General features: G+C 71.3%; 36 protein-coding genes and 1 tRNA gene. 19 read left to right on the forward strand and 18 right to left on the reverse strand.

Annotated features, from left to right (window positions below; translation table 11 throughout):
* The first annotated feature begins 40 nt into the window (after positions 1-40).
* From MKK70_RS25950 to MKK70_RS25960, 3 genes are all read left to right on the forward strand, one after another.
* Complete coding sequence (locus MKK70_RS25950) at positions 41-1,666, forward strand: heme biosynthesis protein HemY (protein ID WP_243950790.1); 1,626 nt, start codon at positions 41-43, stop codon at positions 1,664-1,666.
* Between the two features lie 379 nt (positions 1,667-2,045).
* Positions 2,046-2,504, forward strand: a complete 459-nt coding sequence (locus MKK70_RS25955) for an NUDIX hydrolase (protein WP_147729062.1) — start codon at positions 2,046-2,048, stop codon at positions 2,502-2,504.
* A 118-nt stretch (positions 2,505-2,622) separates the two neighbouring features.
* Positions 2,623-2,697, forward strand: a tRNA-Thr gene (locus tag MKK70_RS25960).
* A gap of 362 nt (positions 2,698-3,059) precedes the next feature.
* Here the strand turns inward: MKK70_RS25960 and MKK70_RS25965 are convergent.
* Positions 3,060-3,260, reverse strand: coding sequence for a hypothetical protein (locus MKK70_RS25965; protein ID WP_243950792.1), 201 nt, complete (start codon positions 3,258-3,260; stop codon positions 3,060-3,062).
* A 320-nt stretch (positions 3,261-3,580) separates the two neighbouring features.
* Positions 3,581-3,793, reverse strand: a complete 213-nt coding sequence (locus tag MKK70_RS25970) for a hypothetical protein (RefSeq protein ID WP_147729058.1) — start codon at positions 3,791-3,793, stop codon at positions 3,581-3,583.
* Between the two features lie 123 nt (positions 3,794-3,916).
* Here MKK70_RS25970 and MKK70_RS25975 point away from each other — a divergent pair, with 123 nt between their 5' ends.
* The 3 genes from MKK70_RS25975 to MKK70_RS25985 all read left to right on the forward strand — a co-directional run bounded on the left by MKK70_RS25975 (position 3,917) and on the right by MKK70_RS25985 (position 5,475).
* A complete protein-coding gene (locus MKK70_RS25975) occupies positions 3,917-4,168 on the forward strand; it encodes a DUF6894 family protein (RefSeq protein ID WP_243950793.1) in 252 nt (83 codons plus the stop codon).
* Between the two features lie 72 nt (positions 4,169-4,240).
* Entirely contained in the window at positions 4,241-4,927 is a 687-nt protein-coding gene (locus MKK70_RS25980) for a hypothetical protein (protein WP_243950795.1), read from the forward strand.
* A 221-nt stretch (positions 4,928-5,148) separates the two neighbouring features.
* Positions 5,149-5,475, forward strand: a complete 327-nt coding sequence (locus MKK70_RS25985) for a hypothetical protein (protein ID WP_243950796.1) — start codon at positions 5,149-5,151, stop codon at positions 5,473-5,475.
* Between the two features lie 64 nt (positions 5,476-5,539).
* Here the strand turns inward: MKK70_RS25985 and MKK70_RS25990 are convergent, their stop codons facing one another.
* On the reverse strand, positions 5,540-6,136 hold the full coding sequence (locus MKK70_RS25990; protein WP_243950798.1) for a MucR family transcriptional regulator: 597 nt from the start codon (positions 6,134-6,136) through the stop codon (positions 5,540-5,542).
* A 201-nt stretch (positions 6,137-6,337) separates the two neighbouring features.
* On the opposite strand from MKK70_RS25990, the gene MKK70_RS25995 reads away from it, so the two are divergent.
* Positions 6,338-6,562 carry a hypothetical protein gene (locus MKK70_RS25995; protein ID WP_147728717.1) on the forward strand — a complete coding sequence of 75 codons (225 nt, stop codon included), beginning with the start codon at positions 6,338-6,340 and terminating at the stop codon, positions 6,560-6,562.
* Between the two features lie 89 nt (positions 6,563-6,651).
* On the opposite strand, the gene MKK70_RS26000 is transcribed toward MKK70_RS25995, so the two are convergent.
* Complete coding sequence (locus MKK70_RS26000) at positions 6,652-6,873, reverse strand: hypothetical protein (protein WP_147728718.1); 222 nt, start codon at positions 6,871-6,873, stop codon at positions 6,652-6,654.
* Between the two features lie 123 nt (positions 6,874-6,996).
* Here MKK70_RS26000 and MKK70_RS26005 point away from each other — a divergent pair, with 123 nt between their 5' ends.
* The 3 genes from MKK70_RS26005 to MKK70_RS26015 all read left to right on the forward strand — a co-directional run bounded on the left by MKK70_RS26005 (position 6,997) and on the right by MKK70_RS26015 (position 8,597).
* Positions 6,997-7,791 (forward strand): transporter substrate-binding domain-containing protein, encoded by a 795-nt coding sequence (locus tag MKK70_RS26005; protein WP_243950800.1) that lies wholly within the window; start codon positions 6,997-6,999, stop codon positions 7,789-7,791.
* 15 nt (positions 7,792-7,806) lie between these two features.
* The gene (locus MKK70_RS26010; RefSeq protein ID WP_243950802.1) at positions 7,807-8,226 is read left to right on the forward strand and encodes a cupin domain-containing protein; all 420 of its coding nucleotides are present in this window, start codon (positions 7,807-7,809) and stop codon (positions 8,224-8,226) included.
* Positions 8,227-8,315: 89 nt separating this feature from the next.
* The gene (locus MKK70_RS26015) at positions 8,316-8,597 is read left to right on the forward strand and encodes a hypothetical protein (RefSeq protein ID WP_243950804.1); all 282 of its coding nucleotides are present in this window, start codon (positions 8,316-8,318) and stop codon (positions 8,595-8,597) included.
* A 150-nt stretch (positions 8,598-8,747) separates the two neighbouring features.
* Here MKK70_RS26015 and MKK70_RS26020 read toward each other — a convergent pair whose 3' ends face one another.
* Together MKK70_RS26020 and MKK70_RS26025 are read right to left on the reverse strand one after the other, a co-directional pair.
* The gene (locus MKK70_RS26020) at positions 8,748-9,011 is read right to left on the reverse strand and encodes a hypothetical protein (RefSeq protein ID WP_243934143.1); all 264 of its coding nucleotides are present in this window, start codon (positions 9,009-9,011) and stop codon (positions 8,748-8,750) included.
* Positions 9,012-9,159: 148 nt separating this feature from the next.
* Entirely contained in the window at positions 9,160-9,354 is a 195-nt protein-coding gene (locus tag MKK70_RS26025; protein WP_147728722.1) for a DUF3606 domain-containing protein, read from the reverse strand.
* 158 nt (positions 9,355-9,512) lie between these two features.
* Here MKK70_RS26025 and MKK70_RS26030 point away from each other — a divergent pair, with 158 nt between their 5' ends.
* Both MKK70_RS26030 and MKK70_RS26035 read left to right on the forward strand, forming a co-directional pair.
* Positions 9,513-10,256: a hemerythrin domain-containing protein gene (locus MKK70_RS26030; protein ID WP_147858966.1), complete on the forward strand. Its 744-nt coding sequence runs from the start codon at positions 9,513-9,515 to the stop codon at positions 10,254-10,256.
* A 92-nt stretch (positions 10,257-10,348) separates the two neighbouring features.
* Positions 10,349-10,645, forward strand: coding sequence for a hypothetical protein (locus tag MKK70_RS26035; protein ID WP_243950806.1), 297 nt, complete (start codon positions 10,349-10,351; stop codon positions 10,643-10,645).
* Positions 10,646-10,676: 31 nt separating this feature from the next.
* Here MKK70_RS26035 and MKK70_RS26040 read toward each other — a convergent pair whose 3' ends face one another.
* Both MKK70_RS26040 and MKK70_RS26045 read right to left on the reverse strand, forming a co-directional pair.
* Positions 10,677-10,856 carry a hypothetical protein gene (locus tag MKK70_RS26040; RefSeq protein WP_243950808.1) on the reverse strand — a complete coding sequence of 60 codons (180 nt, stop codon included), beginning with the start codon at positions 10,854-10,856 and terminating at the stop codon, positions 10,677-10,679.
* A 16-nt stretch (positions 10,857-10,872) separates the two neighbouring features.
* Positions 10,873-11,091 (reverse strand): hypothetical protein, encoded by a 219-nt coding sequence (locus tag MKK70_RS26045; protein WP_147729005.1) that lies wholly within the window; start codon positions 11,089-11,091, stop codon positions 10,873-10,875.
* 224 nt (positions 11,092-11,315) lie between these two features.
* Between MKK70_RS26045 and MKK70_RS26050 the strand changes: the two genes are divergently transcribed.
* Positions 11,316-12,005 (forward strand): SDR family NAD(P)-dependent oxidoreductase, encoded by a 690-nt coding sequence (locus MKK70_RS26050; RefSeq protein ID WP_147729006.1) that lies wholly within the window; start codon positions 11,316-11,318, stop codon positions 12,003-12,005.
* A gap of 211 nt (positions 12,006-12,216) precedes the next feature.
* On the opposite strand, the gene MKK70_RS26055 is transcribed toward MKK70_RS26050, so the two are convergent.
* The 6 genes from MKK70_RS26055 to MKK70_RS26080 form a co-directional block, all read right to left on the reverse strand.
* Positions 12,217-12,393, reverse strand: a complete 177-nt coding sequence (locus MKK70_RS26055; RefSeq protein WP_147729007.1) for a ribosome modulation factor — start codon at positions 12,391-12,393, stop codon at positions 12,217-12,219.
* Positions 12,394-12,433: 40 nt separating this feature from the next.
* Positions 12,434-13,318 carry an NAD(P)H-hydrate dehydratase gene (locus tag MKK70_RS26060; RefSeq protein ID WP_243950809.1) on the reverse strand — a complete coding sequence of 295 codons (885 nt, stop codon included), beginning with the start codon at positions 13,316-13,318 and terminating at the stop codon, positions 12,434-12,436.
* Positions 13,319-13,358: 40 nt separating this feature from the next.
* Positions 13,359-14,162 (reverse strand): histidine phosphatase family protein, encoded by an 804-nt coding sequence (locus MKK70_RS26065; RefSeq protein WP_243950811.1) that lies wholly within the window; start codon positions 14,160-14,162, stop codon positions 13,359-13,361.
* Between the two features lie 146 nt (positions 14,163-14,308).
* The gene (locus MKK70_RS26070; RefSeq protein ID WP_243932636.1) at positions 14,309-14,614 is read right to left on the reverse strand and encodes a hypothetical protein; all 306 of its coding nucleotides are present in this window, start codon (positions 14,612-14,614) and stop codon (positions 14,309-14,311) included.
* A gap of 142 nt (positions 14,615-14,756) precedes the next feature.
* The gene (locus tag MKK70_RS26075) at positions 14,757-15,005 is read right to left on the reverse strand and encodes a hypothetical protein (protein WP_243950813.1); all 249 of its coding nucleotides are present in this window, start codon (positions 15,003-15,005) and stop codon (positions 14,757-14,759) included.
* A gap of 108 nt (positions 15,006-15,113) precedes the next feature.
* Positions 15,114-15,284, reverse strand: a complete 171-nt coding sequence (locus MKK70_RS26080) for a hypothetical protein (RefSeq protein WP_187274771.1) — start codon at positions 15,282-15,284, stop codon at positions 15,114-15,116.
* Between the two features lie 187 nt (positions 15,285-15,471).
* On the opposite strand from MKK70_RS26080, the gene MKK70_RS26085 reads away from it, so the two are divergent.
* From MKK70_RS26085 to MKK70_RS26095, 3 genes are all read left to right on the forward strand, one after another.
* Entirely contained in the window at positions 15,472-15,801 is a 330-nt protein-coding gene (locus MKK70_RS26085) for a hypothetical protein (RefSeq protein ID WP_243950815.1), read from the forward strand.
* Positions 15,802-16,039: 238 nt separating this feature from the next.
* Positions 16,040-17,440, forward strand: a complete 1,401-nt coding sequence (locus tag MKK70_RS26090) for an MFS transporter (RefSeq protein WP_243950817.1) — start codon at positions 16,040-16,042, stop codon at positions 17,438-17,440.
* A gap of 82 nt (positions 17,441-17,522) precedes the next feature.
* Positions 17,523-17,729 (forward strand): hypothetical protein, encoded by a 207-nt coding sequence (locus tag MKK70_RS26095; protein ID WP_147727098.1) that lies wholly within the window; start codon positions 17,523-17,525, stop codon positions 17,727-17,729.
* Between the two features lie 172 nt (positions 17,730-17,901).
* Here MKK70_RS26095 and MKK70_RS26100 read toward each other — a convergent pair whose 3' ends face one another.
* Together MKK70_RS26100 and MKK70_RS26105 are read right to left on the reverse strand one after the other, a co-directional pair.
* Positions 17,902-18,480 carry a TetR/AcrR family transcriptional regulator gene (locus MKK70_RS26100; protein ID WP_187275424.1) on the reverse strand — a complete coding sequence of 193 codons (579 nt, stop codon included), beginning with the start codon at positions 18,478-18,480 and terminating at the stop codon, positions 17,902-17,904.
* Between the two features lie 55 nt (positions 18,481-18,535).
* The gene (locus MKK70_RS26105) at positions 18,536-19,027 is read right to left on the reverse strand and encodes a hypothetical protein (RefSeq protein ID WP_187274773.1); all 492 of its coding nucleotides are present in this window, start codon (positions 19,025-19,027) and stop codon (positions 18,536-18,538) included.
* A gap of 141 nt (positions 19,028-19,168) precedes the next feature.
* Here MKK70_RS26105 and MKK70_RS26110 point away from each other — a divergent pair, with 141 nt between their 5' ends.
* Genes MKK70_RS26110 through MKK70_RS26120 form a run of 3 tightly spaced genes read left to right on the forward strand, consistent with a single transcriptional unit; the run spans position 19,169 to position 23,377 of the window.
* On the forward strand, positions 19,169-20,170 hold the full coding sequence (locus MKK70_RS26110) for an HlyD family secretion protein (RefSeq protein WP_243950819.1): 1,002 nt from the start codon (positions 19,169-19,171) through the stop codon (positions 20,168-20,170).
* Complete coding sequence (locus MKK70_RS26115) at positions 20,167-21,732, forward strand: DHA2 family efflux MFS transporter permease subunit (protein ID WP_243950821.1); 1,566 nt, start codon at positions 20,167-20,169, stop codon at positions 21,730-21,732. The genes MKK70_RS26110 and MKK70_RS26115 overlap by 4 nt, the downstream gene beginning before the upstream one ends.
* A 1-nt stretch (position 21,733) precedes the next feature.
* Positions 21,734-23,377: an efflux transporter outer membrane subunit gene (locus MKK70_RS26120; protein WP_243950823.1), complete on the forward strand. Its 1,644-nt coding sequence runs from the start codon at positions 21,734-21,736 to the stop codon at positions 23,375-23,377.
* Between the two features lie 35 nt (positions 23,378-23,412).
* On the opposite strand, the gene MKK70_RS26125 is transcribed toward MKK70_RS26120, so the two are convergent.
* Both MKK70_RS26125 and MKK70_RS26130 read right to left on the reverse strand, forming a co-directional pair.
* Positions 23,413-24,447: an HD-GYP domain-containing protein gene (locus tag MKK70_RS26125; protein ID WP_243950825.1), complete on the reverse strand. Its 1,035-nt coding sequence runs from the start codon at positions 24,445-24,447 to the stop codon at positions 23,413-23,415.
* A 113-nt stretch (positions 24,448-24,560) separates the two neighbouring features.
* Positions 24,561-26,039 (reverse strand): PAS domain S-box protein, encoded by a 1,479-nt coding sequence (locus tag MKK70_RS26130; RefSeq protein ID WP_147727094.1) that lies wholly within the window; start codon positions 26,037-26,039, stop codon positions 24,561-24,563.
* Positions 26,040-26,087 lie beyond the last annotated feature (48 nt).

Consider the following 26,087-nt stretch of genomic DNA (forward strand, 5'->3'; position numbering starts at 1 on the left):
CGCGACGCCGTCCTCGCGGCTGACAGGAGTACCCGACCTCATGTGGCGCGCTCTCGCCTTCCTGGCCCTGCTTGCCGTCGCCGCCTTCGGGGCGGTGTGGATCGCCGACCGACCCGGGTCGGTCACCATCGTGTGGAACGGCTACGAGGTGGCCACGAGCCTCGCCATCGCCCTCATCGGCGTCGGCATCGCGGCGATCGCGCTCGGCCTCGTCTGGGCCGTGGTCCGCGGCATCATCACCCTGCCGGACACCCTGGTGAACGGCTCGCGCGAGCGCCGCCGGGCCAAGGGCTTCACCGCCCTGTCGCGCGGCATGGTCGCGGTCGGGTCGGGCGATCCCCTCGCCGCCCGCCGCCATGCGGGCGACGCCGAGCGCCTGCTCGGCGCGGAACCGCTGACCCTGCTGCTCAAGGCTCAGGCGGCGCAGATCTCCGGCGACCGGCAGGCGGCCGAGAGCGCGTTCCAGCGCATGGTCGACGACCCCGAGACGCGGGTGCTCGGCCTGCGCGGCCTATTTGTCGAAGCGCGCCGACGCGAGGACGACGTCTCCGCCCGCGCCTACGCGGCGGAGGCCGCGCGCCTCGCCCCCAGCGTCACCTGGGCGAACGACGCCGTGCTGGAGGCGCAATGCGCCGACGGCGACTGGGGCGGCGCGCTCGAGATCGTCGAGCGCCGCGGCTCCCTCGGGCTGATCGACAAGGCGGAGGCGCGGCGCCAGCGTGCCGTCCTGCTCACCGCGATGGCGCAGGTGCGCGAGGCCGGCGAGCCGGAGGCGGCGACCGAGCGCGCGCTCCAGGCGGTCAAGCTCGCGCCCGATCTCGTTCCCGCCGCCAGCATCGCCGGGCGCCTGCTCGCCCGCCGCGGCGATCTGAAGAAGGCGGCCAAGATCGTCGAGGCCGCGTGGAAGGCCAACCCGCACCCCGACCTCGCCAAGGTCTACCTCAACCTGCGCACCGGCGATTCCGTGCGGGACCGCCTGGCGCGGGCCGAGACGCTGGCCAAGCTCTCGTCCTGGGCCCCCGAGGCGCGCCTCGCCCTGGCGCAGGCCGCGTTCGACGCCCGCGACTTCGAGAAGGCCCGCGAGGCGATCCGGCCCCTGCTCGACGACGGCCCGAGCGTGCGCACCTGCCTGATGATGGCGCGGATCGAGGAGACCGAGCACGGCGCCGGCTCGGGCCGCGCCCGCGAATGGCTCGCCCGCGCCGCGCATGCCCCGCGCGATCCCGTCTGGATCGCCGACGGCGTCGCCTCGCCGACCTGGGAGCCGATCTCGCCGGTCTCCGGCCGCATCGACGCCTTCGTCTGGCAGGCGCCGCCGAACCTGCTCGCCGGCCAGGAGCCGTTCGAGACGCCGGCGCCGGACACCGACACGGTCGCCCTCGCGGCGCCCCACGCCGCCGCGCCTGCGGCCGCGAGCACGATGGCGCCCGCTCCCGCCGCCGGGCCCAAGCCGACGACCACCATCCCGGCCGGCATCACGCCGGCGAGCGTTGCGCGGGCGCCGACCGAGGCCGAAAAGCCTGCCGTCGCCGAACCCGGGCCGATGCCGGCCGGCGCTGCGAGCCCCGTGGTGCTGCCGCAGCCGCGTCCCGCCGGTCCGCCTGCAACCGGTTCGCCCGCAACGGCACGCGAGGACGCCGAGGCCAAGGCCCGTTGCTTCGGCTGATCGTTCCCGCGCCGCCCGGCCCCGCCGGGCGGCCGGCGGGTGCGACACGGGCATGGCGTCGGGCTTCATCGAACGGCCATATCGCCACGGCAAGATACATCCTGTGGTAGGCTCCGACGCGCGGCACCGTTCTGCGCTCCGGTGCGTTTGACCCACGAAACGACCAACCTTTGGTGGTGAAGACGGCTGCAATCGGCGGTACGCCCGCTTCCCAGGGCAGGTCCGATCGATTATTTGCCGGATAACTTTTCCTCCGAGAGGCCCCACCACTGTTCCAGTTCCGTTCCGGCCCAGCACACCGCATCGTTCCCTCCGCGATCGGGCCGCACGCCTCGGAGCGCTGGAACCGCATCGGAGCGCCCGCATGGCGCCGACGCGCATGACGACGATGCCGCTCGACGACGAGCGCGAGGCGCGGCCGCAGGTCGGCGCGCTGCCGTTCCGGCGCGAGCCCGACGGCAGCTACAGCGTGCTCCTCGTCACCTCTCGCGAGAGCCGGCGCTGGGTGATCCCGAAGGGGTGGCCGATGAAGGGGCGCAAGCCCTTCGAGGCGGCGGCCCGCGAGGCCTACGAGGAGGCCGGCGTGATCGGCCAGATCGGCAAGCGGCCGCTCGGCTTCTACCTCTACCAGAAGCGCCTGAAGAACCGCGACGCGGTGCTGTGCCAGGTGAAGGTGTTTCCGCTCGAGGTGCGCAAGCACCGCAAGACCTGGCCGGAGCAGCACCAGCGCGAGCAGCGCTGGTTCACCCCCGCGGACGCCGCCGAGGCGGTGACCGAGCCGGGCTTGGCCGCGATCATCCGCGCGGCGCTGAAGCGCGACGGCCGCCCCAAAACGTGATCCACCCGGTCGATTGCGCCCTCGGGACCGCCAAGCGCGATTGCCAAGCCGCCGTCGATCCCTTAAAGCCCCTCTCGGTCGGACGGAGACGCCCCCTCGCGGGCCCCGGATCGCCGTTGCTGCGGTAGCTCAGTGGTAGAGCACCTCATTGGTAATGAGGAGGTCGTGGGTTCGATCCCCCCTCGCAGCACCATCAATCCACGCCTCCGATGAGCACTGAGATCGACCGGTAGGGCGTTGTCCCCCGGGCGCGCTTTTTCGCATGGGCAGAACGCGGGCGAGCCAAGCTCCCCTGCCCGATCGACGCACTCGAACATTACCTTGTCGGGACCGTCTCGTTCCCGGTCGGCTCGGGTGCCGGCTTGGGCCGCGGCGGAGGCGACGGATCGCTCTCGGCAGCGTGGTCACGGACCGGTGCGCCCCGGCTCGCGGATCGGGCGCGGATCGGCCCATGCCGATCGTGCCATCGCCCATGCCGCCGGCCGGAAAATCGGCGCGGATGCGCGGGCGGTCAGGGGCGGGGCGCACGTGTTGCGCCCCGCGAACGCAAGACCCTTACTTGTTGGTCCGGCCCTGGTGGTTCGGATCGATCCCGCCGTCGTGCTTCGTCTCGTTGGCCGTGTCGCCCTCCACCGTCGAGTCCGCCTCGATGTCCTCGATGTCGTGACCCGTCAGGCCTCGGGACTGGCCGATCCCCGGATTGCCCTTCAGGTCGGCATCGGTCGGCGTATCGGTCTTCGGGTGCTTGTTCGACATGGGTGCTCCAATCGGTCGGCCGGCGCGAAGCCTGCGCCGCAGCCTCGGGACGTGGGGAGCAAACCCCGGGTCGAAACGGCCGTTCCGATCGCCCGGCGCGGAGCGACCCTCGGCCGCGCCGCACGGTGCGCGGGTGTCGGCTCGCGTACGCCGACCGTGCTCCCGAGAAAGCCGCCGATCGATCGCCAGCGGGCGGGAGCAGGGATCGCCGTCGGCCCCATCGCGGGGCGAAGGAAAGCCCGCACGGCCGAGACGTGCCGTCCGGCCCGCCCACGGCCGCCTGATGATCCGGCGCCCGCGATGGCCGTGGCCGCGCTCCGTCAGAGCTGCCCGCGGACGTAGCCGCGCGAGACCAGCCGGTCCCGCCGCAGCGACCGGCGCTCGGCCTCGGCCAGGTCTGCGAGCGCGTCCTCGACCACCTGCACCAGCGCGATCCAGGCATCGCCGCGGGCGGCCCTCCGGTAGGCCAGCGCGATCGTCTCGGCCTCGGTGAGCCGGATCTCCACAGGCGGTTGGTGGGGCTGGGGGTGCATCGCGGCTCCGAGTTGTCCAAGAACATACAAGGAACAAATAGCAAGCGGGCCGACGGTTCAACCATGGCGAGCACGGTGGGCCACGGAACGGTGAGATGCTGTGGAGGGCGGGGTAGAAGGCCAATGCCGACACCGCTTTACCGTTTCCACTGCACGAACGGCTTCGACCTCGTGGCCGATCTTCAGGGCAGGCGGCTGCCGACCTGGGCGCTCATGCGCCTCCACGCCGAGCGGGTCGCGATCGACCTGATGCACGGCAGCGCGCGGCGCGATTGGTCGGCCTGGACGGTCGAGATCTACGATGCGGCGGGCCGGCACGTGATCTCGAAGCCGTTCGTGGACATTCTCGAGAGCCGATCGGAACGGAAGAAATAGTTTCTGTTTTTCGCTGCCGAATGGCCTCGAACCAGCGACAGCGCAGAAGATTGACTTGTCATGGAGGCAGCCATGACAGCAAAGCGCATGACCCTATCCACCCTTGTGCTGTGTATCCTTCCCGCGGCGACGGCGACCGCTCAGACCGGCGACATCCGGACCGGTGCGATCCCGCCCGTCAACGAGAAGGCGGTGACCACGACCGCCGTCGGGCAGACCAAAAAGCCGAGCCGTGATGCGGGCTCGGTATCGGACCGATCGGGATCACCCCGCGACGTCGAGGACGGCATGATCCGGAACATCTGTATCGGGTGCGAGCCGGATCGCAGCACGCTCGACACGGTGACGACGAACGTTCCGCCTAGGACCGGGGGCGAAACCTGGAATACGAAGCTCGAGCGGCTTCGCAAGTTGCCCGAACCCAGCAAGCAGGGCGACCTCGATACCTTCTCTCTCGCTTCGGCCCATCGCGAGCGAGCGGAATCGGTGCAGGAGAAGACCAACGGCCTGTGGCAATCGTGGCTGGTCTCCGTGTGCGAGGGCTGCGGAGACCAGAAGCCGGCCAAGGCCTGGAACCTGCAGGATCGGCCCTCCTTCCGGTTTGGATCGGTCACGCCGGATCGTCCGGAGGGCGACGCGTCGTCCGAGAAGATGCGCCCGGCCGAGCCGAGGCAGGTCGCCGTCCACCATCACGGCGCCTTCGAGGCGGACCTCTCCCCCGAGAACGTCGGCTCGATCAGGCGCATGCCGCAACGCTGATCCGATCGGCTCCTTCTCTCGTCCGCAGCCACTTGGTCCCAGTGCGGACCATCCGCTCGCCCGTCCTCGCGACGGTCGCAGCCTGCACGCGCTCGTCCCCCCCGGGCCGGCGGCCGATGTCCAGAGCGGACGACGCGGCTCGGCGTTTCGTCGCACGCTTCGGCGGCGCTCGAACCGTGATCGATGCGGGCGGTTGCCGCGTGACCACGAGAGAGGATGTCATGATGTCGAACCCAGCCAAGGGTCGGTCCGGCGACGGTCAGCAGCACGAGACGACGAGCGCGCAGGTCGAGCGGGCGGCCGAGGTGCAGCGGGCTGGAAGCGCCGAGGCGGGGGCCGGCCACCCCGAGGTTCTCGAAGGCGGCAAGGCGGAGGCGCCGACGGAGGGCAAGGGGCAGCCGAAATCCGCGGCCTCGAACGCGCCGGCCGGTGCGACGAGCGACGCCGCCACCAGCTCGGCGACGGTCGGGAAGGCCGAGAAGGAGGCCGCAGCCGCGGCCGGCGCCGGCAAGGCGCAGCACGGGCGCGGGCACCGCAAGGCGGAGTAGCACGCTCTCGCCGGGCGATCCGGCCCCGTCCCGATCCGCCCACGGGACGGGGCGTCGAACGGCGTCAGGCCGGCTCGGCGATCGTCTTGGCGTTGCCTTTGCGGCCACGCGTCTTCGGAGCCGGCGTCGGCGCTCCTTCGGCCTGGGACGCCTCTACGGCCTTGGGCGACTCGGCGGCTTTGGGCTTGCGTCCGCGCGCCTTCGGAGCCTCGGCGGTCGCCTCGACCGCTGCGGCGGCCGCGGGCTGCTTCCGCCGCTGCTGACCGAGGCCGAGCGAGCGCGCCAACGCCGAGCGCGTGGCGGAGTAGTTCGCCGAGGTCGACGGGTAGTCCGCCGGCAGGCCGTAGCGGGTCCTGTACTCCTCGAACGACAGGCCGTTCCCGTTCAGATGGCGCTTCAGCGTCTTGTAGGGCTTGCCGTCGAGGAAGGAGACCAGCGCGTCGGGCGTGACCGACTTGCGGATCTGAGCCGCCGTCGGCTTCTCCGGGCCCGCGGGCTCGGCCGGCTTGCCGTTGCGAAGTTCGGACAGCATCGCGTGCACGTTGACGATCAGCGTCGGCAGCTCAGCCACCTGGACATGATTGCCCGAGACATAGGCCGCGACGATGTCGGCCGTGAGACCGACGGGGGTATTGGGCTGATATTCGAGCTGATCTTCCAAGGCGGTACTCCTTTTCCGGAAAAGCTATGGCTCTGCGGGCTCGCCTATCTCGTCAAGTGCCGTTCGAACGAAACGCGTGGGTATCGGATGTAATATTGCAGAAACCGAGCGATCCCGACGTGCGACGATCCTATCTCTGGAACCAGGACTGCCGATCCCTGTTCTGACGTCACGGCGCAGCGCCGTGGAAGGCTCTACAGAATGAACAAGCTCATCCTCGGCGCAACGGTGGCGCTCGGCCTCCTGCTCGGCGCCAACACCGCCGGCATGGCGTCACCGGGCGATGGCCTCGATCGCAACGCGGCGGCGACCGGCAACGGTCGCATGGGCGGAATGCACGCCGGCGCGCGCACCGGCGGGATGATGCGCCCCCGCATGGGCGGGATGCGGATGATGCGGCGCCATCACCGGCGTCACCACCGCTGAGCGACCGGCCCTCTCGATCGGCGCACGACGCAGGAACCCCGGGACGCTCGCGCGATCCGGGGTTCCTGCGTCGGCGAGCGCCGGTCGCCCTAGGGACGCTCCGCCTTCGGCCAGGTGTCGATCACGGCCTCGCCCGATCGCAGCTCGACCCGGTGGGCATGCGCATCGTCCCGCGTCTCGCACAGGTCGACCGCCGATGCGAAGCGCAGGCGGGCAGCCACCTCGGTGGCGGCATCCTCCTCGACGACGACGTGCCCGTCTCGGTAGGTGAGCACCACGAAGGGCGGGTTCTTCAGATCGCTGACTTCCATGGGCTCGCTCCGACCGCGTGTCATGGCGCAACGTTCGTCGGCGGTTCCCGCTCCGCCCGCATGGGACCCGCTTCGACGACGGTGTACAGCGGACGGCGAGAAACCACTCCGGGAACGCCACCCATGCCGCTCGCCCAGGGATTGCCGGCCGCGCTCGCCATTCTCGCCGCCATGACGCTTCCCGGGCTTGCGCAGGAGACCGCCGCGAAGGCCGCGCTAGCGCCGACTGGAAAGCTCCGGGTCGGCCTCGTCGAGGCGCCGTCCGCCGGCCTCGTCTTCGTCGCCCGCTCGCCGGACGGGACGCCCGAGGGCGTCACCGCGGATCTCGGCGCAGACCTTGCGCGACAGGTGGGCCTGCCGCTGACCGTGACCCTCTTCCCGAACTCGGGCGCTGCGGCAGCGGCCCTCCAGGCCGAGACGATCGACGTGAGCTTCATGCCCGTCGATGCGGCGCGTCGGCAGGTGCTCGATTTCGGGCCGGGCTACTACGACCTCGAGAGCACCTACCTGGTGACCGCCGCGTCGGGCATTGTCGACGTCGCGCAGGTCGACCGGCCGGATCTCAAGGTGGTGGCGATCGACGGGACCACGACGATCCGCGCCTCGGCCCGCACGCTGACGCGGACCCGGCCGGTGGCCGTCCCTTCCGTGGCCGAGGCGATCGAGCGGATGCGAACCGGAGCGGCCGACGCCTTCGCCCTGTCGCGAGACACGCTGCAGCCGATCGTGGCGCAGGTCCCCGGCTCGCGGATCGTCACCGGCGGCTTCCAGCGGACGCAGGTCGCCGTCGCGGTGCCGAAGGGCCGGCCGGCGGCGCTCGCCTCGGTGACGGTGTGGCTTGCGGAGGCGAAGCGGTCGGGCCTCGTGCGCCGGATCTTCGACGCTCACGGCTTCGATGGGGATGCGGTGGCACCGTAGGAACGGAGCGAGGCGATGAGGCGATGGTACGCAAGCGTCGGGCTCGCGCTGGCCTGCACGGCCGGTGGAATCGGTTTCGGGGGCTCGGCGATGGCGCAGGAGACGGTGGTGCACGAGATCAGGCGGACCGAGCTCGGCCGCGCGCCGGTCTCCGGCGACGACACGCGCGAGATCATCATGCAGCTGGTGGAGTTTCCGCCGGGTGCGACCTCGCCCCGCCACGTCCACCACGGCGAGGAGTCGTTCTACGTGATCGAGGGCGGCACGGTGCACGTGTCCGGCAAGGAACCGAAGCAACGGCCGGCCGGCGAGCGCGGGATCAACCCGCGCGGCGTGCCGCACGCGGGCTACACGGTGGTCGGCGACAGGACGATCAAGGTCCTGTCGGTCTACGTGGTCGACAAGGGCAAGCCCTTGCAGGAGCCGTCCCCCTGACCGCGGGCCTGCCGAAGCTGCACCCAACGAAGCGGGCGACGCGCGAAACAGCGTCTTCCGAGCACCCCGACGCGAAAGGCTTTTCTGGAATGAGCGAAACGCCCGATCCCGACCGCGCGGCCCGCGCCATCGCGGAGAACGTCTACGCGGCGTACTGCCGCCAGGCGACCATGCCGGCTCACCCTTTGGAGGAGCAGACGATCGTCACCCGGCTGGTCGAGGCGATCCGCCCGCAGATCGGCGGCTCCCCGGGCGCGATCGTCGAGGCCGTCAACGCCGCCCTGTCGGCCTGGGAACAGCGAGATCCGGACATTCGCGGCCCGCGCGTCGCAACGATCGACCGGAGCGACGGCGCGATCACCCTGGGGTGAGCGCGGCCTCGGGGTGCGGTCCGGCTCGGCGCACGCTTGCCGCCGGAAGGCCGAGCGACGAGAGCCGGATCCCGCCTCGCGGAGCTCCATGCCCACCGCCGGGCGAGAGCCGCCCGGGCGACGCGGCTCGGGGCGCCGGCGGGGCGGGCCTCAACCCTTCTTCTTGTAGGCCTCGATCGCGTTGCGGCACCCGGGCGAGAGCTTCGACATGTTCCTGTTGAAGCAAGCGCGCGTCTCGGGGCCGTCCTCGAGCGGCAGGCCGGTGCAGAAGGTCGCGAAGTCGCCGGCGCAGAGCAGCTGCATCGCGGCCTTGTCTTCCTGCGACACCGGAGCGGCGATCGCTGCGGTCGCCGCAAACGTCGCGAGCGCAAAGCCGACTCCAAAACGTACCAACATCGTCTTCTCCTGAGGCACCCGCTCGACCCGGGTCCGGTGCCAGAACGTTGCGGGATGCGTCCGGGTTGCGCCGCCCGGCCCACGTCGTCGCGCGGCGTGTCCCGACGGGCACGGTCGGAACGGTGCTCGATCGCCCACCGGCCCGGTGGGCCGGCGAAGCGTCGCGTCAGACGATGCCGCTGGCCTCGTACGGCCAGGGAAGGCCGAGATGCGCCGCGACCTTCTCGGCGTCGTGGCCGACGGCCTCCACAGCCGCCCCGAGCGTCTCCACCGGCACCTGGAGCTTGCGCGCCCAGTAGGCGGCCGCGTCCGGCGTCGAGAGGTTGACGGTCTGAGGCTCGTGCGTGTCGTCGATCGGCATGGGGTGCTCCTGCCTCCCCCAATGCGGCAGTGCACCGGCGGTTCATTCACGCGGCCCGCCCCGGCGATTCGTTGCGCACGCTGCGCCCGAGCGCGGGCGGATGGAGGAACGGCCGGTGGGCGGGGCGGTTAGCAGGGACAACGGTAAGGAGTACCATCATGGATGTCTGGCAGCTCATCGGACGCGACCACGCGAACATCGAGCAACTCATCCACGATGCGCCGAAGGCATCGCAAGGGCCGGGTGCCGTGCGGAGCCGCGAGCGCCTTCTCGGCGAGCTCATCGATCGCCTCGAAGCACATGCCGAGGCGGTCTCCGTCAGCCTCTACGCCCCCCTCGGCCGGCGCGCGCAGACGCGGACGCTGGTTGATGCGCTGGACGAGCAGCACCGGGCGTTCATGAGCCAGCTCGCGGACCTGGCGCGACAGCGTCGGACGGGCTCCGAGGGGTGGCTGGATGCCTTCGAGGACGCGACCTTCCTCGTCGACCAGTACCTTCACCGCCACAAGCACGAGTTGATCCCGGCAGCGCGGGCGTTGCTGTCCGAGGGCGAGGTCCGCGATGCGGGCCAGACGTTCGTTCAAGCCAAGCGCTGGATGCTGCAGGGCCGCGACCGTCCGGCACCGGCACCGCGGAGCGAGTTCGACCTCCGGGTCATCGTCTGCACCCTGGCGGTCGGCCTCGGCTACCTTCTGTGGCAGGCGGGCTTCCTTGGTCGAGCCGGCGGCCGCCGCGGCGCGACCGGCGGCGCGAGCCGGGGCGTGAACCCAGCGACGGCCTCGATCCCGGCGGGACGCAACGGGGTGGACGGCCCCGCGCAGCGCCGGGAGCGGCTGCTCGACGAAGGGCTCGAGGAGACCTTCCCCGCCAGCGACCCAATCTCGGCGCAGCGTTTCACCTAGCGGGCCGCGCGGGCGACCGCCGGCGGCACGGTTGTCGCTCCGGACGCGGAATGCGGCGACGGAAAGCCGGAAGCAGGCTCGGGGAGGCGGCGATGTCGGACCTGGACACGAAGCGGGAGGAGATCGCGGCCCTCGTCGCCCGCGATCTCGGGTTCGACGGGCTCGCCGGGCTGAGCCCATCCGATCGGGCTGCCGTCGACCGGAGGACGGCGGAGCTCGTCGACCGCTGCGATACGACCTCGCCGGTGCCGGCCGACGCCCCTGCCGCCGACCGGGAGATGCGTCGCCTGCTCGCGGAGTACCGCGGGCTGCTGCATCTCCCGACCGACGCGGCCAACGTCCGCCTGGCGGAGGTCGGCGAGGTCTTCGCCCCGGAAGACGACGCCTGACGCCGTCCTTTCGACCGGAGCAGCGCACGTTCTAGCCGCCCTTCGCGACCAGAAAGAACGCGACGCCGACGATGAGGAGGCTTCGCGCGACCCGGCCGCACGTTATCGCGCCGACGCCGTCGTCGAGGGAACGCAGGTGGGCGATCTGGGCGAACATCGCCGCCCAGTAGGCCGACCACAGGCCGAGGATCGAGGCCATCGCAGGCGACATGGCCGGGCTGCCGGACCTAGCCCGGCGGCCGCCGCTCGTGGCGCCAGGACGCCACCGCGGCACGCCGCGCCTCGTAGGCACGCCGGACGGGCGAGCCGTCGGCGCCGCGCCCTTCCGGGCCGTAGCCGAAACGGAGGACGCCCTCGGGACCGTAGAGGCGGCTCACCTCGGTTCGCCAGACCCGATCGGTCTGGGCGAGAGTCGCCTCGGTCTCCGCGAGTCGTGTCGCATGCATCGTGGCTGTCCTGAAGGGCGGGGTCGTGGGGTCAACGCGAGCCGGCGCCATCCGCTCCGGATCGCACGCGACAAACCGGTTTCTCGACGGGCCGCCCGCGGGGGCTATCTTGAGGCGATGCCCCTGTCCCGCCCCGCCCGTCCCGGTGCCCGCGCAAGCGACGGGCCAAGCCCCGCTTCGCCGTGCCCGGCGACGTCCTTCCGGGGCGCCCGGGCAGGCGCGCGATGAGTGCGCGCCGCGCGCTGATCGTCGGCGCCTCCCGCGGGCTCGGCCTCGGTCTCGTCGCCCGGTTCCTCGAGCGCGGCTGGGCGGTGACGGCCACCGTGCGCCGGCCGTCGGCCGCCCTGTCCGAGCTCGCGAGCGCCGGCACGCTGCGGATCGAGACGGGCGTGGACATCGACGACGATGCGGCGGTGACCGCCCTACGCACGCGGCTGGCGGAGGCTCCGGCCTTCGATCTCGTCTTCGTGGTCGCGGGCGTCGCGACGCAGGCCGGCACGCCGGCCGCGGCGATGCCGCGCGCGGTCGCGACGGCGGTGTTCGAGACGAACGCCCTCAGCCCGATCCGTTTCGCGGAGGCCTTCCACAAGCGCGTCGCACCGGGCGGTCTCGTCGTCCTGATGACGTCGAAGCTCGGCTCGGTGTCGCTGAACCGCGGCGGCGGCTGGAGCAGCTACCGGGCGAGCAAGGCGGCGCTCAACACCCTGGCCCGCTCCTTCGCCGGGCAGCACGCCAAGGCCGATTGGGGCGTCGTGCTGATGCATCCGGGCTGGGTCCGCACGGATCTCGGCGGCCGGCGGGCGACGCTCGACGTCGAGACCAGCGCGCGGGGCATGGTGGCCGTCCTGGAAGGTCGCCTCGGGGGATCCGGCTGCGTCTTCCTCGACCATGCCGGGGAGGTCGTGCCCTGGTAGCCCCTCGAACTCAACGCCGCCGGATCGAGGTCCGTCTTCGGCGGCGCGGCGCGATCGCAACGCCGGACAGGCCATCCCTCCGGCTTCGAACGATTCCCGCCGGAGCCGTGCGCCGGTCGGAGGCGATCGTTCGGACCGATGCCCTGCGTCGAGACGCTTCGGGCCCGAAAAGCAAACCGCCGCCCGAACTAAGGCGATCCGTAAAGGCGCGTCACGCGGGACGATCGTCCAGCCTGTCGCCGCGGACCGCCGCGTCGTACCCGGCCAGCCATTGGTCGTGGGCCGCCATGCCCTCGGCATAGGGGCAGTCTTCGCGGCGGAGGTTCTTGCCCGGCGCGTAGAAGCCGAGCGCGTAGTGGTCCAGGTTGTCGTCCGGCGGCTCCGACATCGATGGCTCTCCCGTATGCGTGGGGCGGCGGTGCCGCGGCTTAAGTCATCACCTCGGCGAGGATGCACGGCACCTCCGCCGGAAGCTCGCGGGCGAGGAAGCCGATTCCGCCGTAGCGGCGCGCCAGCCGGCGGCCCGCCTCGCCGTGGGCGTAGACGCTCCAAAGGGCCGCGGCTTCGGGCTCGGTTCCGCGCGCGAGCAGGCCGACGATGAGGCCCGCCAGCGTGTCGCCCGATCCCGAGATCGCCAGCCCGACATGCCCCATCTCGTAGCACCAGGCGCGGCCGTTGGGGGAGACGACCTGCGTCCGGCCGCCCTTCATCACCGTGATCGTCCCGAAGCGCTCGGTGGCCCGGCGGGCCGCCGCCAGCGGGTCGGCTTCGACGGCCTCGCGGTCGATGTCCAGCAGCTTGGCCATCTCGCCCGCGTGCGGGGTGATGATCGCCGGCTTGGGCAGGCGGCGCGTCAGGTCCGGATCGGCGCGCAACGCGGCGAGCGCCCCGGCATCCAGGACGATGGCTGCCGTGTCCGCCCCGCGGACGAGCGCGGCGACCACGGCTTCCGTGTCCGCGTCCTCGCTCATCCCCGGCCCGCACAGGATCGCGTCGCTCGCGCCGGCCCGCTGCGCGAGATCGTCGGCGCAGGCACGCCCGATGCCGCCGGCCTCGGTCTGTGCCAGGCCGATCACCAGGGCTTCCGGCACGGCGATCCCGATCGGGATCGCGAGGTCGCGGCAGACGCCGATCTGCAGCTTTCCCGCCCCGACGCGCATCGCCGCGTTGGCGCCGAGCAGGACGGCGCCCGGCAGCGCCGTGCAGCCCGCTACGATCAGTACGCAGCCGCGCCCATCCTTGCTGTCGCCGTCCGGATCGGGAGGGGCCATGCCGCGGAGCACGTACTCGGTCAGCGGTGTGACGGCGCTCATGGCTTCCCTCCGGTCCTTGCCCCAAGGGTCTGACGGTCGCTCAGCTCTTGGTGTCGGGTTCGGAGGTAACGGTGGCGCCCTGTGCCTCAAGGGGTGCGACGAAGTTGTAGCGGATCAGGTCGAGGGCACCACCGGGTGTGGCGCGCGCAGAGGGGACGTACTCAGTGACCCCGCAATTGGCGATGTCGCCCTCGGCGTCGATCGCCAGGATCTCCCCCTCGGTCATGTTCTCCAGGAGGTAGCGCAGGCACAGGACGACCACCTGGTGGGCGACGAGGAGGATGCGCTGGCCTTCGTAGTGCAGGGCCATCGTGTCGAGCGCGCCGCGCAGGCGCAGGATGACGTCGCACCAGCTCTCGCCGCCGGGCGGCCGGTGGTAGAACTTGCCGAGGTCGCTGCGCAGCGCCGCCTGCTCCGGGTGCAGCTGCTCGATTCCGGCGCGCGTAAGCCGGTCGAGGATCCCGAACTCCTTCTCGCGCAGGCGCTCGTCGACGAGGAGCGGCGGGGTGTCCGCGGCCAGCGCACCGGCGGCGCGGATCCCCTCGGCGGTCTCGACCGCGCGGCGGTAGGGCGAGGCCAGGACGAGGTTCGGACGCTGGTCCTCGGGCAGGCTCGCGAACCAGCGGCCGAGCGCCTCGGCCTGCCGGTGGCCGAGCGGGCTCAGCGGCACGTCCACGTCGCGTTCGGGAATGTCGATCCGCGCCGCGCCCGAGGCCTGCGCCGCATCGCGGGCGACGTTGCCGGCGCTCTCGCCGTGGCGCACGATCCAGAGGTGAAGCGGCTGTCTGTGCGGCACGGGGATCTCCAGCGCGTCCACCGGTCCGGTCGGCGCAGGTCTCGTCATACGGCGTCGTCGCGCGCGAGACACGGCGACGACGCGGGATCGCATCGCCCCGCCCTTGGGCGCGATGCCGGCAGGGCGGGCGAGCGCACGAAGAAGCCCGCCGCGGCGAACCGGGCGGGCTGAACGACGTGCCGTCGTCGCGAAGCCTACTTCGCGGTCGGGGCGCTGCCGCTGTTGACGGTGCCGCCCGCGCTCGGGCCCGCACCGTTGCCGGCGGCACCGGGCGCGACGGGCGCCGTGGTGGCGCTCGGCGCGGTGGTGCCTGCGTTCGGGACGGTGCCGGTGGTGGTGGACGACCGGCCCGCGGCCGACCCCTCACTGATCGTGCCGCCGGCCGACGGCCCGGCGCCCGGGCTGCCGGGGCCGCCGTCGGAGGCTCCGCCCTGGGCGAAGGCGGCAGTGCCCATGGTCAGGACGAACGCGGACGCGAGCGTGATCGACTTGAAAGACAATGTGTTTCCTCCGGTGGATTACCAAACTCTGCTGAAGAACCAGCTTGCGCCGTCTCCGTTCCACACGAGAAAGCCGGCCTGGATTTCCCCGGCCGGGCCCCTCGATCGTCGGGCTTCGATCGGCGCGTCTTCAAAGGCGCCTTCAGCGCGTCCTGGCACCGAGCTTCGTGCTGATCGTCCGTCCGCCGCCACGGCGCATCATGTGGCGCCGCATGGTGTGGTGGCGCATCATCGAGCGGCGCGTCATCCGCACCTGCACGGTCGGGGCCTCGGGCTGGACGAGGCTCGGCGCGGGCGCCGGCGTCGCGGCGGAGACGGCGCCGGCCGACATCAGGACGGCGCCGAAGGCCGCGGCCGCGATCGCAGAGGCTGTGAGACGGGTCTTGGTCATCGGTGCCGGATCCTTGCTGCCGCACCGGGTCGGTGCCACGGCGTGAAACCACGGCCACGATCCGATCGTTCCTCGCCTTCCGGTTGAGAAGGTGCCAGCCGGCCCGCCTCAGCCGATCAGGAAGTGCACCAGGATCAGCGCCAGCGCCGCGCCGCCGATCGCGAGGCCCATCAGGACGACGCTGCTGAGCTGGTCGACGCCGTCCACGTCCTGGCCGATGCGATGCTCGACGCTGTTGGCGCCGTGGCCCGGCCTGTCGGGAAAGGTGGGTTGTGCCATGTCGATCTTCCTCGCGATCCGAAGGGGTGATGCGGGGGCAACGCGACATCGGACCGGTCGGTCCTCGACGTTCGGCAGGCGATGCAACATGCCGCGGGTCGCGAAGTCCCGGGCGCAGCGCGCTCCGAGCCGATGTGAACCAAAGCCTTCGCACGCCGTTGCAAGTGCCAGCGACGGGAGTGGATCGATGAAGACGCTTTGCACGGTGATGGTGGTGGGCCTGACGATCGCCGGATCGGTCGCGCCGGCCTTGTCCCAGCCCTACGGCGGCCGGGACTACGGCTACGGCGAGCGCGAATCCGGGTATGGCGGCCGCGACGACCGCTACCGCGATCGCGACCGGGGCTACGACGACCGCGGCCGCGGCGGCGGCCGCGGCGGTTTCGGGTTCGACGAGGCCGAGTACCTTCGCTGCAACCCCGACGTTCGCCGCGCGGTGAGCCGCGGGCAGGTGGATTCGGGCGCGGCGCATTACCGGGTGTTCGGCCGGCGCGAAGGCCGGCGGTTGAGCTGCTGAGCCTCCGACGACGCGGTCGGCCGGCACGACGGCCTAGCGGAGGCGATCTCGCCAAGCCCGGCCGGAGAGTCGCGTAGGGTCGACGGCGGCCGCCGGTTCGCCGACGGCGCGGTCGGCCCGATGCAGATATGCACCTGGAGCGTAGCAACGCCGTGTGGTTGCGCTTGCCGGCGCACTTGCCAGCATCCCCGCCATGGCCGCATGCAGCACGCGTTGCCGCCGCGAGCCCCAGCCCACGATGTCCCCTCCGCCCGCACCGTCGAGCACGCCGACCCATCACGGCCTGCCTCCGGCCCAGCGCGGGCGGGCGATGGTGGCGGTGCTCACCGGCGTCGCGCTGGCGACGCTCGACACCGCCATCGCCAACACCGCGCTGCCGACCATCGCCGCCGATCTCGGGGTCGATCCCGGCGCCTCGGTGTGGATCGTCAACGCGTACCAGCTCGCGGTGGTGGCGACGCTGCTGCCGATCGCGGCGCTGGGCGAGATCGTCGGCCAGCAGCGGATCTACGTCGGCGGGCTGATCCTGTTCACCGGCGCCTCGCTCGTCTGCGCGCTGGCCTGGTCGCTGCCGACGCTCGTTGCGGCCCGCGTGCTCCAGGGCGTCGGCGCGAGCGCCCTGATGGCGGTCAACATCGCCCTCATCCGCTTCATCTATCCGGCCCACCAGCTCGGGCGCGGCGTCGGCCTCAACGCCTTCGTGGTCGGCGTCGGCTTCGCGGTCGGCCCGACCGTCGCCTCGCTGATTCTCGTCGCGGCGCCGTGGCCGTGGCTCTTCGCCGTCAACGTGCCGATCGGGCTCGCCGCCCTGGTGCTGGCCTGGACCGCGCTGCCGGAGACCGGCCGCTCCGGCCACCGCTTCGATGGGGTCGGCTCGCTGCTCAACGCGTCCGCCTTCGCCCTGCTCGTGCTCGGCCTCGGCGAGGCCGCGCACGAGGGGCCGCTCTGGCGCATCCTGGCGGAGGCCGCCGGCTCGGTCGCCTGCTTCCTGCTGCTGCTGCGGCGGCAGGCAGGGCATCCTGCGCCGATGCTGGCCGCCGACCTCCTCCGGCGCCCGCTGTTCGCCCTCTCCGCCACGACCTCGGTGTGCTCGTTCGCGGCGCAGGGGCTCGCCTTCGTCTCGCTGCCCTTCCTGTTCCAGCACACGCTCGGGCGCACGCAGGTCGAGACCGGCTTCCTGATGACGCCGTGGCCCGTCGTGGTCGCGCTGATGGCTCCCCTGGCCGGGCGCCTCTCGGACCGCTACCCGCCGGGCCTGCTCGGCGGGATCGGGCTCGCCGGACTCGCCGTCGGCATGGGGCTGCTCGCCGCCCTGCCGGCGAGCCCGACCGTCCTCGACATCGGCTGGCGCATGGCGATCTGCGGCGCGGGCTTCGGCTTCTTCCAGGCGCCGAACCTGCGCGCCATCATGACGAGCGCGCCGCCGGCGCGATCGGGCGGGGCAAGCGGCATCGTCGCCACCTCCCGTCTCCTCGGCCAGACCATGGGCGCCGCGCTCGTCGCCGCCTGCTTCGCGATCGCGGATGCGCATGGGCCGGCGCTCGCCCTGGGGCTCGGCGGCGCCTTCGCCGCTGTCGCGAGCGTCGTCAGCTTCCTCCGGCTCGCCGTCGCCCCCGAGGACACGGCGAGACCGGCGTGAGGCTGCGGGGCCGGACCTCGGCGCCGCGTTAACGCTTCATCAACCACGCGCCGGCCACGGTGTCCCGAGGAGAGACACCGCCATGAAGCGACGCCCCAGCCGCGACTTCGATGCCCTGAGCCAGGCGCAGATCGCCGCCGGCCGGACCGACACCCGGCGCGTAGATGCCGGCCGCCTGATGCCCGCCTCGGCGCCGAAGCGGATGGCGGACCTCCTCGACGCGATCCAGCACGTGACCGAGGCGGCGACGGGGGAGCGCAGCTTCCTCCACGTCCGGCCGCGCCCGTGACGCCGGCGCGCTTCTCCGGCACCCGCGCTCGTCCGGCGACGGTCTTGCGATGATCACGCTGGGCTTCGTGGTGATGCTCGCGGCCGCCCTCGGCCCGGCGGCGATCCTCGTCGCCGCCCCGGCGCGCCGTCGGTTCCTGCGCTGAGCGCGGGGCCTACGAAGCCGGCCCACGTCACGCTGCGGGGCGCGCCGCCTGATACACGGCGAGGAAGATGCGGACGGCCTCGTCCACGTGCCGTTCCATGTCGGCGCGGCTGCCGTCGTCCTTGTGGGGGATGAACAGGCACACCGGAACCACCTTCCCGATGATCAACCCGATGAACATGGTCGCGGCGAGCAACGGGTCGTCGCCGATGAACGCGCCGTCGCGCCGGGCCGCCTCGAGGTAGTCGGTCAGGTGCCGCTGCGTGCGGCCCGGCGCCATCGCGTAGAACGCCTCGCCGAGGGCCGGGTTGCGCTGGACCTCGGCGACGATGATGCGGGCGAGCGCCGTCATCTCGGGCATGATCATCGCGCCGTAGAGGTTCGTGCCGAAGGCCCGGAGCACCGCCGGGAGCGGGCCCTTGCTCCCGAGATCGGTCTCGATCCGCTGCCTGAGATCGCGCGTCCGGTTGCTCACGACCTCGATGAACAGGTCGTCCTTCGAGCCGAAATGGCGATAGAGCGTCTCGGTCGAGGCCCCGGCCTCGTTCGCCACCATCTTCATCGTGGTGTCCGAGAACCCGTGCTGAAGGAACACGCGCTCCGCCACAGCGGCGATCTCCTCGCGACGGCGCGATCCGCGCGGCACACGAATCCGAGAGCCATCAGCCGAACCGTTCGTTTCGCTTGACATCACCATCCAGATTGAGGGTAGAAACGAAACGTTCGGTTCGGATAACTCGCCGCACCGTACGGACGATCGCCCACGCCGTCTCGCTGAACGTGCGGTGGGACGAAAGGTTTGCATTCATTCCATGCGTGACGTCGATGCAAGCACCTCGTCCGGCCTGTCCAGGCCGTCGCGGAGTCGACGCGACCTGCTCGACGTCGGCTCGCCGCCCCGGCAGGGCGGGCCAGCCCGCGATGCCGACGACCGCCGTCGCCCCGCCCGCGATGCGTTGCGCGTCGTCCGGGATCGGCCCCGCGACGGCAGGGACGAGGAGCCGTACGCGGACGAGCGGGATCACGGAGATCCCCGTCGCAGCCGCGACGCGCGCGACCACCGCTCCGAGGGCTGGCAGGCCCGCGAGCGGCAAGGCGACGACGATCGGCACGGCGACGACGATCGGCAAGACCACGATGGGCGAGACGACCATCGGCAGGACGACGATGATCGGAAGGGCGGCGACGCGAAGGACCGGGACGACCGCGGCGGCAAGAAATCGGACGGAGACGACAAGGGAGCGGACGAGCGCGCGCGCAGGAAGCGGCGGCCTTGGGTCATCGGGATCGCCGTGGTGGTCCTGCTGCTGCTCGCCGGGGGCGGCGTGACCTACTGGCTCGCGACCCGCGGGACGATCAGCACCGACGACGCCTACACCGACGGCAACATCGTCACGATCGCGCCGCAGGTGGCCGGGCAGGTGATCGCGCTCGAGGTGACGGACAACCAGTTCGTGCACAAGGGCGACACGCTGTTCCGCATCGACCAGCGCCAGTTCGTCTACAGCCGCGAGCAGGCCCAGGGCCAGTTCGCCGCGAGCAACGCGCAGATGGCCAGCCAGCGGCTCGGCGTTGAGATCGCCAAGAAGAACTTCCCCGCTTCCCTCCAGCTCGCGCAGGCGAACCTCGACTCGGCCAAGGCCAACCTCGTCCTGCAGCAGGCCAACTACGACCGGCAGAGGAGCCTGCCCAAGCTGGCCACGACGCAGCAGGAAGTCGAGACCAACGCGTCCAACTACCAGCAGGCCAAGGCGCAGGTCGAGCAGGCCCAGGCCCGCCTCGTCCAGGCGATGCCGGTCCAGCAGAACATCGGCCAGTCCGAGCAGCAGGTCGACCAGATCAAGGGCCAGGCCGAGCAGGCCAGGGCGCAGGTCGAGCAGGCCAACCTGAACATCGAATGGAGCGTGGTGCGGGCGCCGCAGGACGGCTGGGTGACGAAGCGCAACGTCAACGCCGGCGACTACCTCACCGCCGGCCAGCAGGTCATGTCGCTGGTCACCACCGACGTCTGGGTGACGGCCAACTACAAGGAGACCGAGCTCGACGGCATGCGGACCGGGCAGCGGGTGCGGATCGCGATCGACGCCTATCCCGACCTCGACCTGCAGGGGCACGTCGAGTCGATCCAGCGCGGGTCGGGCTCGAAATTCTCCGCCTTCCCGGCCGAGAACGCCACCGGCAACTTCATCAAGATCGTCCAGCGCGTGCCGGTGAAGATCGTGATCGATTCCGGCCTGAGGAAGGAGGAGCCGCTGCCGCTCGGCATCAGCGTGGTGCCGACGGTGATGCTGAAGTGAGCGGGGCCTCGGACGGCTGGAAACCCGCCTACAACCCCTGGCTCATCGCCATCGCGGTGACGCTGGCGGCGTTCATGGAAGTGCTCGACACCACCATCGTCAACGTAGCCCTGCCCTACATCGCGGGCTCGCTCGCCGCCTCGAACGACGAGGCGACCTACACGCTCACCGCCTACCTCGTCGCCAACGGCATCGTGCTGACCATCGCCGGCTGGCTCTCCGACACGATCGGCCGGAAGCGCTACTTCCTGATCTGCATCGGCATGTTCACGGTGGCCTCGTTCCTGTGCGGGCTGTCGCAGAGCCTCGGGCAGATCATCCTGTTCCGCCTGATGCAGGGCTTCTTCGGCGGCGGCCTGCAGCCGAGCCAGCAGGCGATCATCCTGGACACCTTCCCGCCGGCCAAGCGCGGGGCGGCCTTCGGGGTCACGGCGGTGGCGACGGTGGTCGCGCCCGTCCTCGGGCCGACGCTCGGCGGCTACCTCGTCGAGCACGCGACCTGGCGCTGGATCTTCTTCATCAACGTGCCGGTCGGCATCGTCACGCTGTTCGTCAACGCCTACCTGGTCCAGGACCCGCCGGCCGCGGCCGAGAAGCGCGCGCGCGGGCTCGACTACGTCGGCCTGGCCCTGATCGTCGTCGGCATCGGCTGCATGCAGATCATGATCGACCGCGGCGAGGTCAACGCCTGGTTCAGCTCGTCCTTCATCCGGATCATGGCCGTCGTCGCCTTCCTCGGGATCTTCGGCGCCATCTGCTGGCTGCTGACGGCCAAGGCGCCGGTGGTCGACCTGATGGTGTTCCGGGACCGGAACTTCGCCGTCGGCTGCCTGCTCATCGGCGCGGTCGGCGCCCTGCTCTACGCGGGCTCGGTCCTGATCCCGCAATTCGCGCAGCAGGTGCTGGGCTACACTGCGCTCGATTCCGGCTTCATCCTGTCGCCGGGCGGCGTGGCGGTGATCGTGCTGATCCCGCTCGTCGGCCTGATGATGAAGGTCGTGCAGACCCGCTACCTGATCATGTTCGGGTTCGCCTTCATGGGCGCGGCGATGTTCTATTCGAGCCGGATCGCGCCCGACATCGACTTCCGGACCCTGGTCTGGATGCGCACGCTCCAGACGGCGGCGCTCGCCTTCCTGTTCGTGCCGATCTCCACCGTCGCCTACCTGACGCTGCCCCAGAAGTACCGCAGCGACGCGTCGGCGCTGTTCTCGATGTTCCGCAACGTGTTCGGCTCGGTCGGGATCTCGCTCTCGACCGCCGCGGTCACGGAGCGGACGCAGGCCGACCAGGCCCACCTCTCGACGTTCATGACGCCGCTGCGACAGGGCTACGCCACGCTGATCCAGGAGACCGAGCAGACGCTGCGCTCGCTCGGGCGTGCCGCCTCGGTGGTGCACCAGCAGGCGGTCGCGCAGACCTACCAGACCTACACGAAGCAGGCTCAGATCCTGGCCTACAGCAACGTGTACCAATACGTGGCGCTGCTGGCGTTCCTCGTCGTGCCGCTCTGCTTCCTGATATCGGCCCGGACCGCCAAGGCCGAGGGCGGAGGACACTGACATGACATCCCGCCGAATGTTCGAAGGCCGGTCCCGCGCGAAGGCCTCGGCTGCGCTGTCGGGCCGGGCCTCCCTCCTCGCGCTCGCCGCGATACTCGGCCTGGCCGGCTGCACGGTCGGCCCCGACTTCTCCGTTCCGCCGACGCCGCTCGCCGACGCGAGCGACTACCTCGACACCGGCGTCCCGGCCCGGGCGACACGGCGCCTGACGGCGCGCACCAGCCAGGCCGAGCCGGACATCGCCTGGTGGCAGGCCTTCCGCGATCCGATCCTGACCCGGCTCGAGGAGCGCGTGGCCGCGCAGAACCTCGACGTGAAGACCGCGACCGCGCGCCTGTTCGAGAGCCGGGCCCAGCTCACCACCGCGAACGCCGCGACGCTGCCGACGATCGGCGGCACCGGCAACGCCTACCGCATGCAGTACAGCCAGAACGGGACGATCGGCCTCCTGTCCGGCTCCCTCGGCGGCCTGACCGGCGGCGGGGCGGGGGGCGCCAACCCGACCGCACCGCTGACCAACGGGTTCGAGAGCTACACCCTCGGGCTCGACGCATCGTGGGAGCTCGATCTCTGGGGCCGGGTCCGCCGCTCGGTCGAGGCCGCGGAGGCCCAGGCCGACGCGTCCGCGGATCAGCGCCGCGACATCCTGGTCTCGAGCCAGTCCGACCTCGCCCGCAACTACGTGCAGCTGCGGGGCACCCAGGAGCAGATGCGGATCAACCTCGCCAACATCCGCGTCAACGAGCAGATCCTCGACGTGGTGCGGGTGCGCCAGCAGAAGGGCCTCGTCACCGGCCTCGACATCGCCAGCGCGGCGCAGCAGGTCGAGGCGATCAAGGCGCAGCTGCCCGGGCTGCAGCAGCAGGAGATCCAGCAGATCAACGCGATCTCGCTCCTGCTCGGCGAGGCGCCGCTCGCCCTGTCGCAGGAGCTGGTCACCGCCCGGGCGATCCCGCCGGTGCCGCCGCGGGTGCCGGTCGGCATCCCGTCGACCCTCGTCCTGCGCCGTCCCGACATCCGCGCCGCGGAAGCCAACCTGCACGCCGCCGTGGCCGAGATCGGGGTCGCCGAGGCGCAGTTCTTCCCGACCGTGACCTTGAGCGCCAGCCCGACCGACAACGCGGTCGATCCCGGCAAGATCTTCCGGGTGTCGTCGCTGCAGTACATGAACGTCGGCCCGTCGATCTCCATTCCGCTCTTCGACGGCGGCCGGCTCAAGGCGAACCTCGTGCTCCAGCGCGCCCGGCAGCAGGAGGCGGCGATCGCCTACCAGAAGGCTGTGCTCCAGGGCTGGCACGACATCGTCAACGCGCTCGCCGCGTTGCGCGCCGACGAGGGCCGGCGGGCGCGCCTGTCCAGGCAGGTCGGCGATGCGCGCCAGGCGCTGTCGCTGTCGCGGTCGCGCTACGAGCAGGGCGTCGACACCTTCACCACGGTCCTGCAGGCGTCGCAGACCGTGCTCCAGGCGGAGGTCAACCTGGCTCAGGCCACCGCCGCGATCTCGACCGACTTCGTCTCCCTGTCGCGGGCGCTCGGCGGCGGGTGGGAGACGACGTTCCCGAGCGGCCGGACGCCGCCCCTGTCCCTGGCGAAGGTCGGCGTCCCGCTCGCCGACCTCGTCCACGACGCGCCCGCCGCACATTGAGCGGCGGCGCGCCGAGCGCGCGCGCGGCGTCGGCGTCAGAACGCGTTCGCGACCGGCCTGAAGGCGCGGACGAGGTCGGTGTCGAGCCGTCCGCCCATCCCGACCAGGATGTCGTAGGCCTTCGCGTTCGGCATCGGCGCGCGATAGGGGCGGCGCTCGATCATCGCGCCGAAGATGTCGCAGATCGTGACGAGGCGGACGAGATCCGGGATCGCGCGGCCGGCGAGCCCGTCGGGATAGCCCGAGCCGTCGAGCATCTCGTGATGCGAGCGCACGACCGCGAGCAGGGTGTCGTCGAACCCGCGCCCCACCAGCATGGCGTATCCCAGCGCGGCGTGGGTGCGCATCACGGCCATCTCCCCGTCGTCGAGCCTGCCCGGCTTGTTCAGGATGGCGGGGTCGATCTCCATCTTGCCGACGTCGTGCAGCAGGGCCGCCTTGACGAGGTGATGGCGGTCGGCCGCTTTCAGGCCGAGGATGCCGCCGAAGGCCGCCGACAGCCCGGCCACGAGCATGCAGTGCCGGTGGGTGGCGTCGTCGAAGCGCCGGACGGCGCGCACCCAGGAGCCGATGTCGACCTCCTGCACCGCGCTCGCCACGAGCTTCGTTCCGGCCTCGATCTCGGCCGGCGTGACCGAGCGGCCGGGCACGAAGGTCTTGCGCAGGAACTGCTCGGCCATCTCGCCGTAGCGCTGCATCGCCGCCGGCATCGGCGCCGCCCGCTCCAGCAGGCCCGTCAGGGTATCGACCAGGGCACCCGCGCCGGCGGCGGCGCTCAGCAGGCTGGAGGCGCCCAGGAGGTCGGCGTACGCGCGCGTGCGGCCGCCGTCGTCGTGCAGAAGGCAGACGTAGGGCACGTGCTGGCCGCGAACCCGCTCGAGCACCTGGCGCAGGCGCTGAAGCGCCTCGGAGGTCAGCGCCTTCACGTCGCTGACGATCAGTCGCGGCGGCCCCGGATACGGCTCGTCGTCGTAGAGGTCGTAGATGGTCGAGCCCTCGAAGTCTCGTAGGTCGCGTGCCAGCCGTGCCGTGCGGGCCGGGTCGTCGCTGATCAGAAGAAGCTCGGCCATGACGGCGGTCCATGTTGGATTTTCGTTGTCGCGCTCAGCTTGGACAGATTACAGATAGACCTCCCCCATCATCTCAAGGTCTGGCGCCGGCAACGGCAGATCCATGCTCGAGATCATCCCAGCGCCCGCGACGCTTCGCGGACCTGCCGCGTCGCGTGATCCACCCGCTCGCTGGCCTGGGCGATCATGTCCATGCCCGACGCGATCACCGACACGCCGCGCGAGGCGGTCTGCATGCTGCCCGAGATCTCCTGCGTCACCGCGGACTGCTCCTCGACCGCCGCCGCGATCGCGTTCGACACGTCGTTGAGCGTCTGGATCGTGGTCTGGATCGAGGCGATCGCGTCGACGGCATCGCGGGTGGCGTTCTGCGTCGCGACGATCTGGCCCCGGATCTGATCCGTGGCCTTGCCGGTCTGCTCGGCCAGCGCCTTCACTTCGGCCGCCACCACGGCGAAGCCCTTGCCCGCCGCCCCGGCGCGGGCCGCCTCGATCGTGGCGTTCAGCGCGAGCAGGTTGGTCTGGGCGGCGATGCCCTGGATCAGGGCGACGACGTCGCCGATCTGGGCGGCCTGGCTGCTCAGGCCGGCGACGATGTTGCCCGTGCGCTCGGTCTGATGGACGGCCTGGCCGGCGATCTGGGCCGCGTGGCTGACCTGCTGGCTGATCTCGCCGACCGAGGCCGAGAGCTCCTCCGCGCCCGAAGCCACGCTCTGGATGTCGCCGGAAACGCGCGCCACCGTGGTGGCCGCCTCCGAGGTCTGCCGCATGACGTCCTCGGTCGCCGCGCCGATCGCATCGAGATCCGTGCCGATCGCCCGCTGCGCTTCGACGCGGCGCTGCCGCTCGCGCACCTGCTCGGTGATGTCGGTCGCGAACTTGACGACCTTGACCGTGCGCCCCTCCGCATCGGTGACGGGGTTGTAGGTCGCCTGGATCCAGACCTCGCGTCCGCCCTTGCCGATCCGAAGGTACTCGGCGGACTGGTATTCCCCGCGGGCGAGCGCCTTCCAGAACTCCTGGTAGGCGGCCGTGGCGCGATCCGCCTCGGTGACGAACATGCTGTGGTGCTGGCCCTTCACCTCGTCGAGCCGGTAGCCGACGGCATCGAGGAAGTTCGCGTTGGCGGTGAGGATCGTGCCGTCGGGCTCGAAGGCGATCACGGCCTGCGACCGGTGCAGGGCGGCGATCTGGCCCTCGAGCTCCAGCGCTTCCTGCTTGTGGGCGGTGACGTCGGTCGCGAACTTCACGATCCTGACGGTCTTGCCGGCGCGGTCGAGCACGGGGTTGTAGGAGGCCTGGACCCAGACCTCGCGGCCTCCCTTGGCGATGCGCCTGAAGGCGGCCTGTTGCGACTTGCCCTGCGCCAGATCCGCCCAGAACTGCCGATACGCCTCGCTGGTCGCGTATGACGGCGGGACGAACAGGCTGTGATGCCGCCCCTGGATCTCGTCGAGGCCGTATCCCATCACCGCGAGGAAGTTGGCGTTGGCGGTGAGGATCTTGCCGCCGGGGTCGAACTCGATCACGGCCTGCGATTTGTCCAGCAGATCCGCCGCGATCGAGGCGCGATGATTTCGAAATGTCAACATGCCGTCCCCCCGTCCAATCATCGGCTTCCCAGCGTGCTCGTCCTTCGA

Source organism: Methylobacterium sp. E-041 (assembly GCF_022829665.1).
GTDB lineage: Bacteria > Pseudomonadota > Alphaproteobacteria > Rhizobiales > Beijerinckiaceae > Methylobacterium.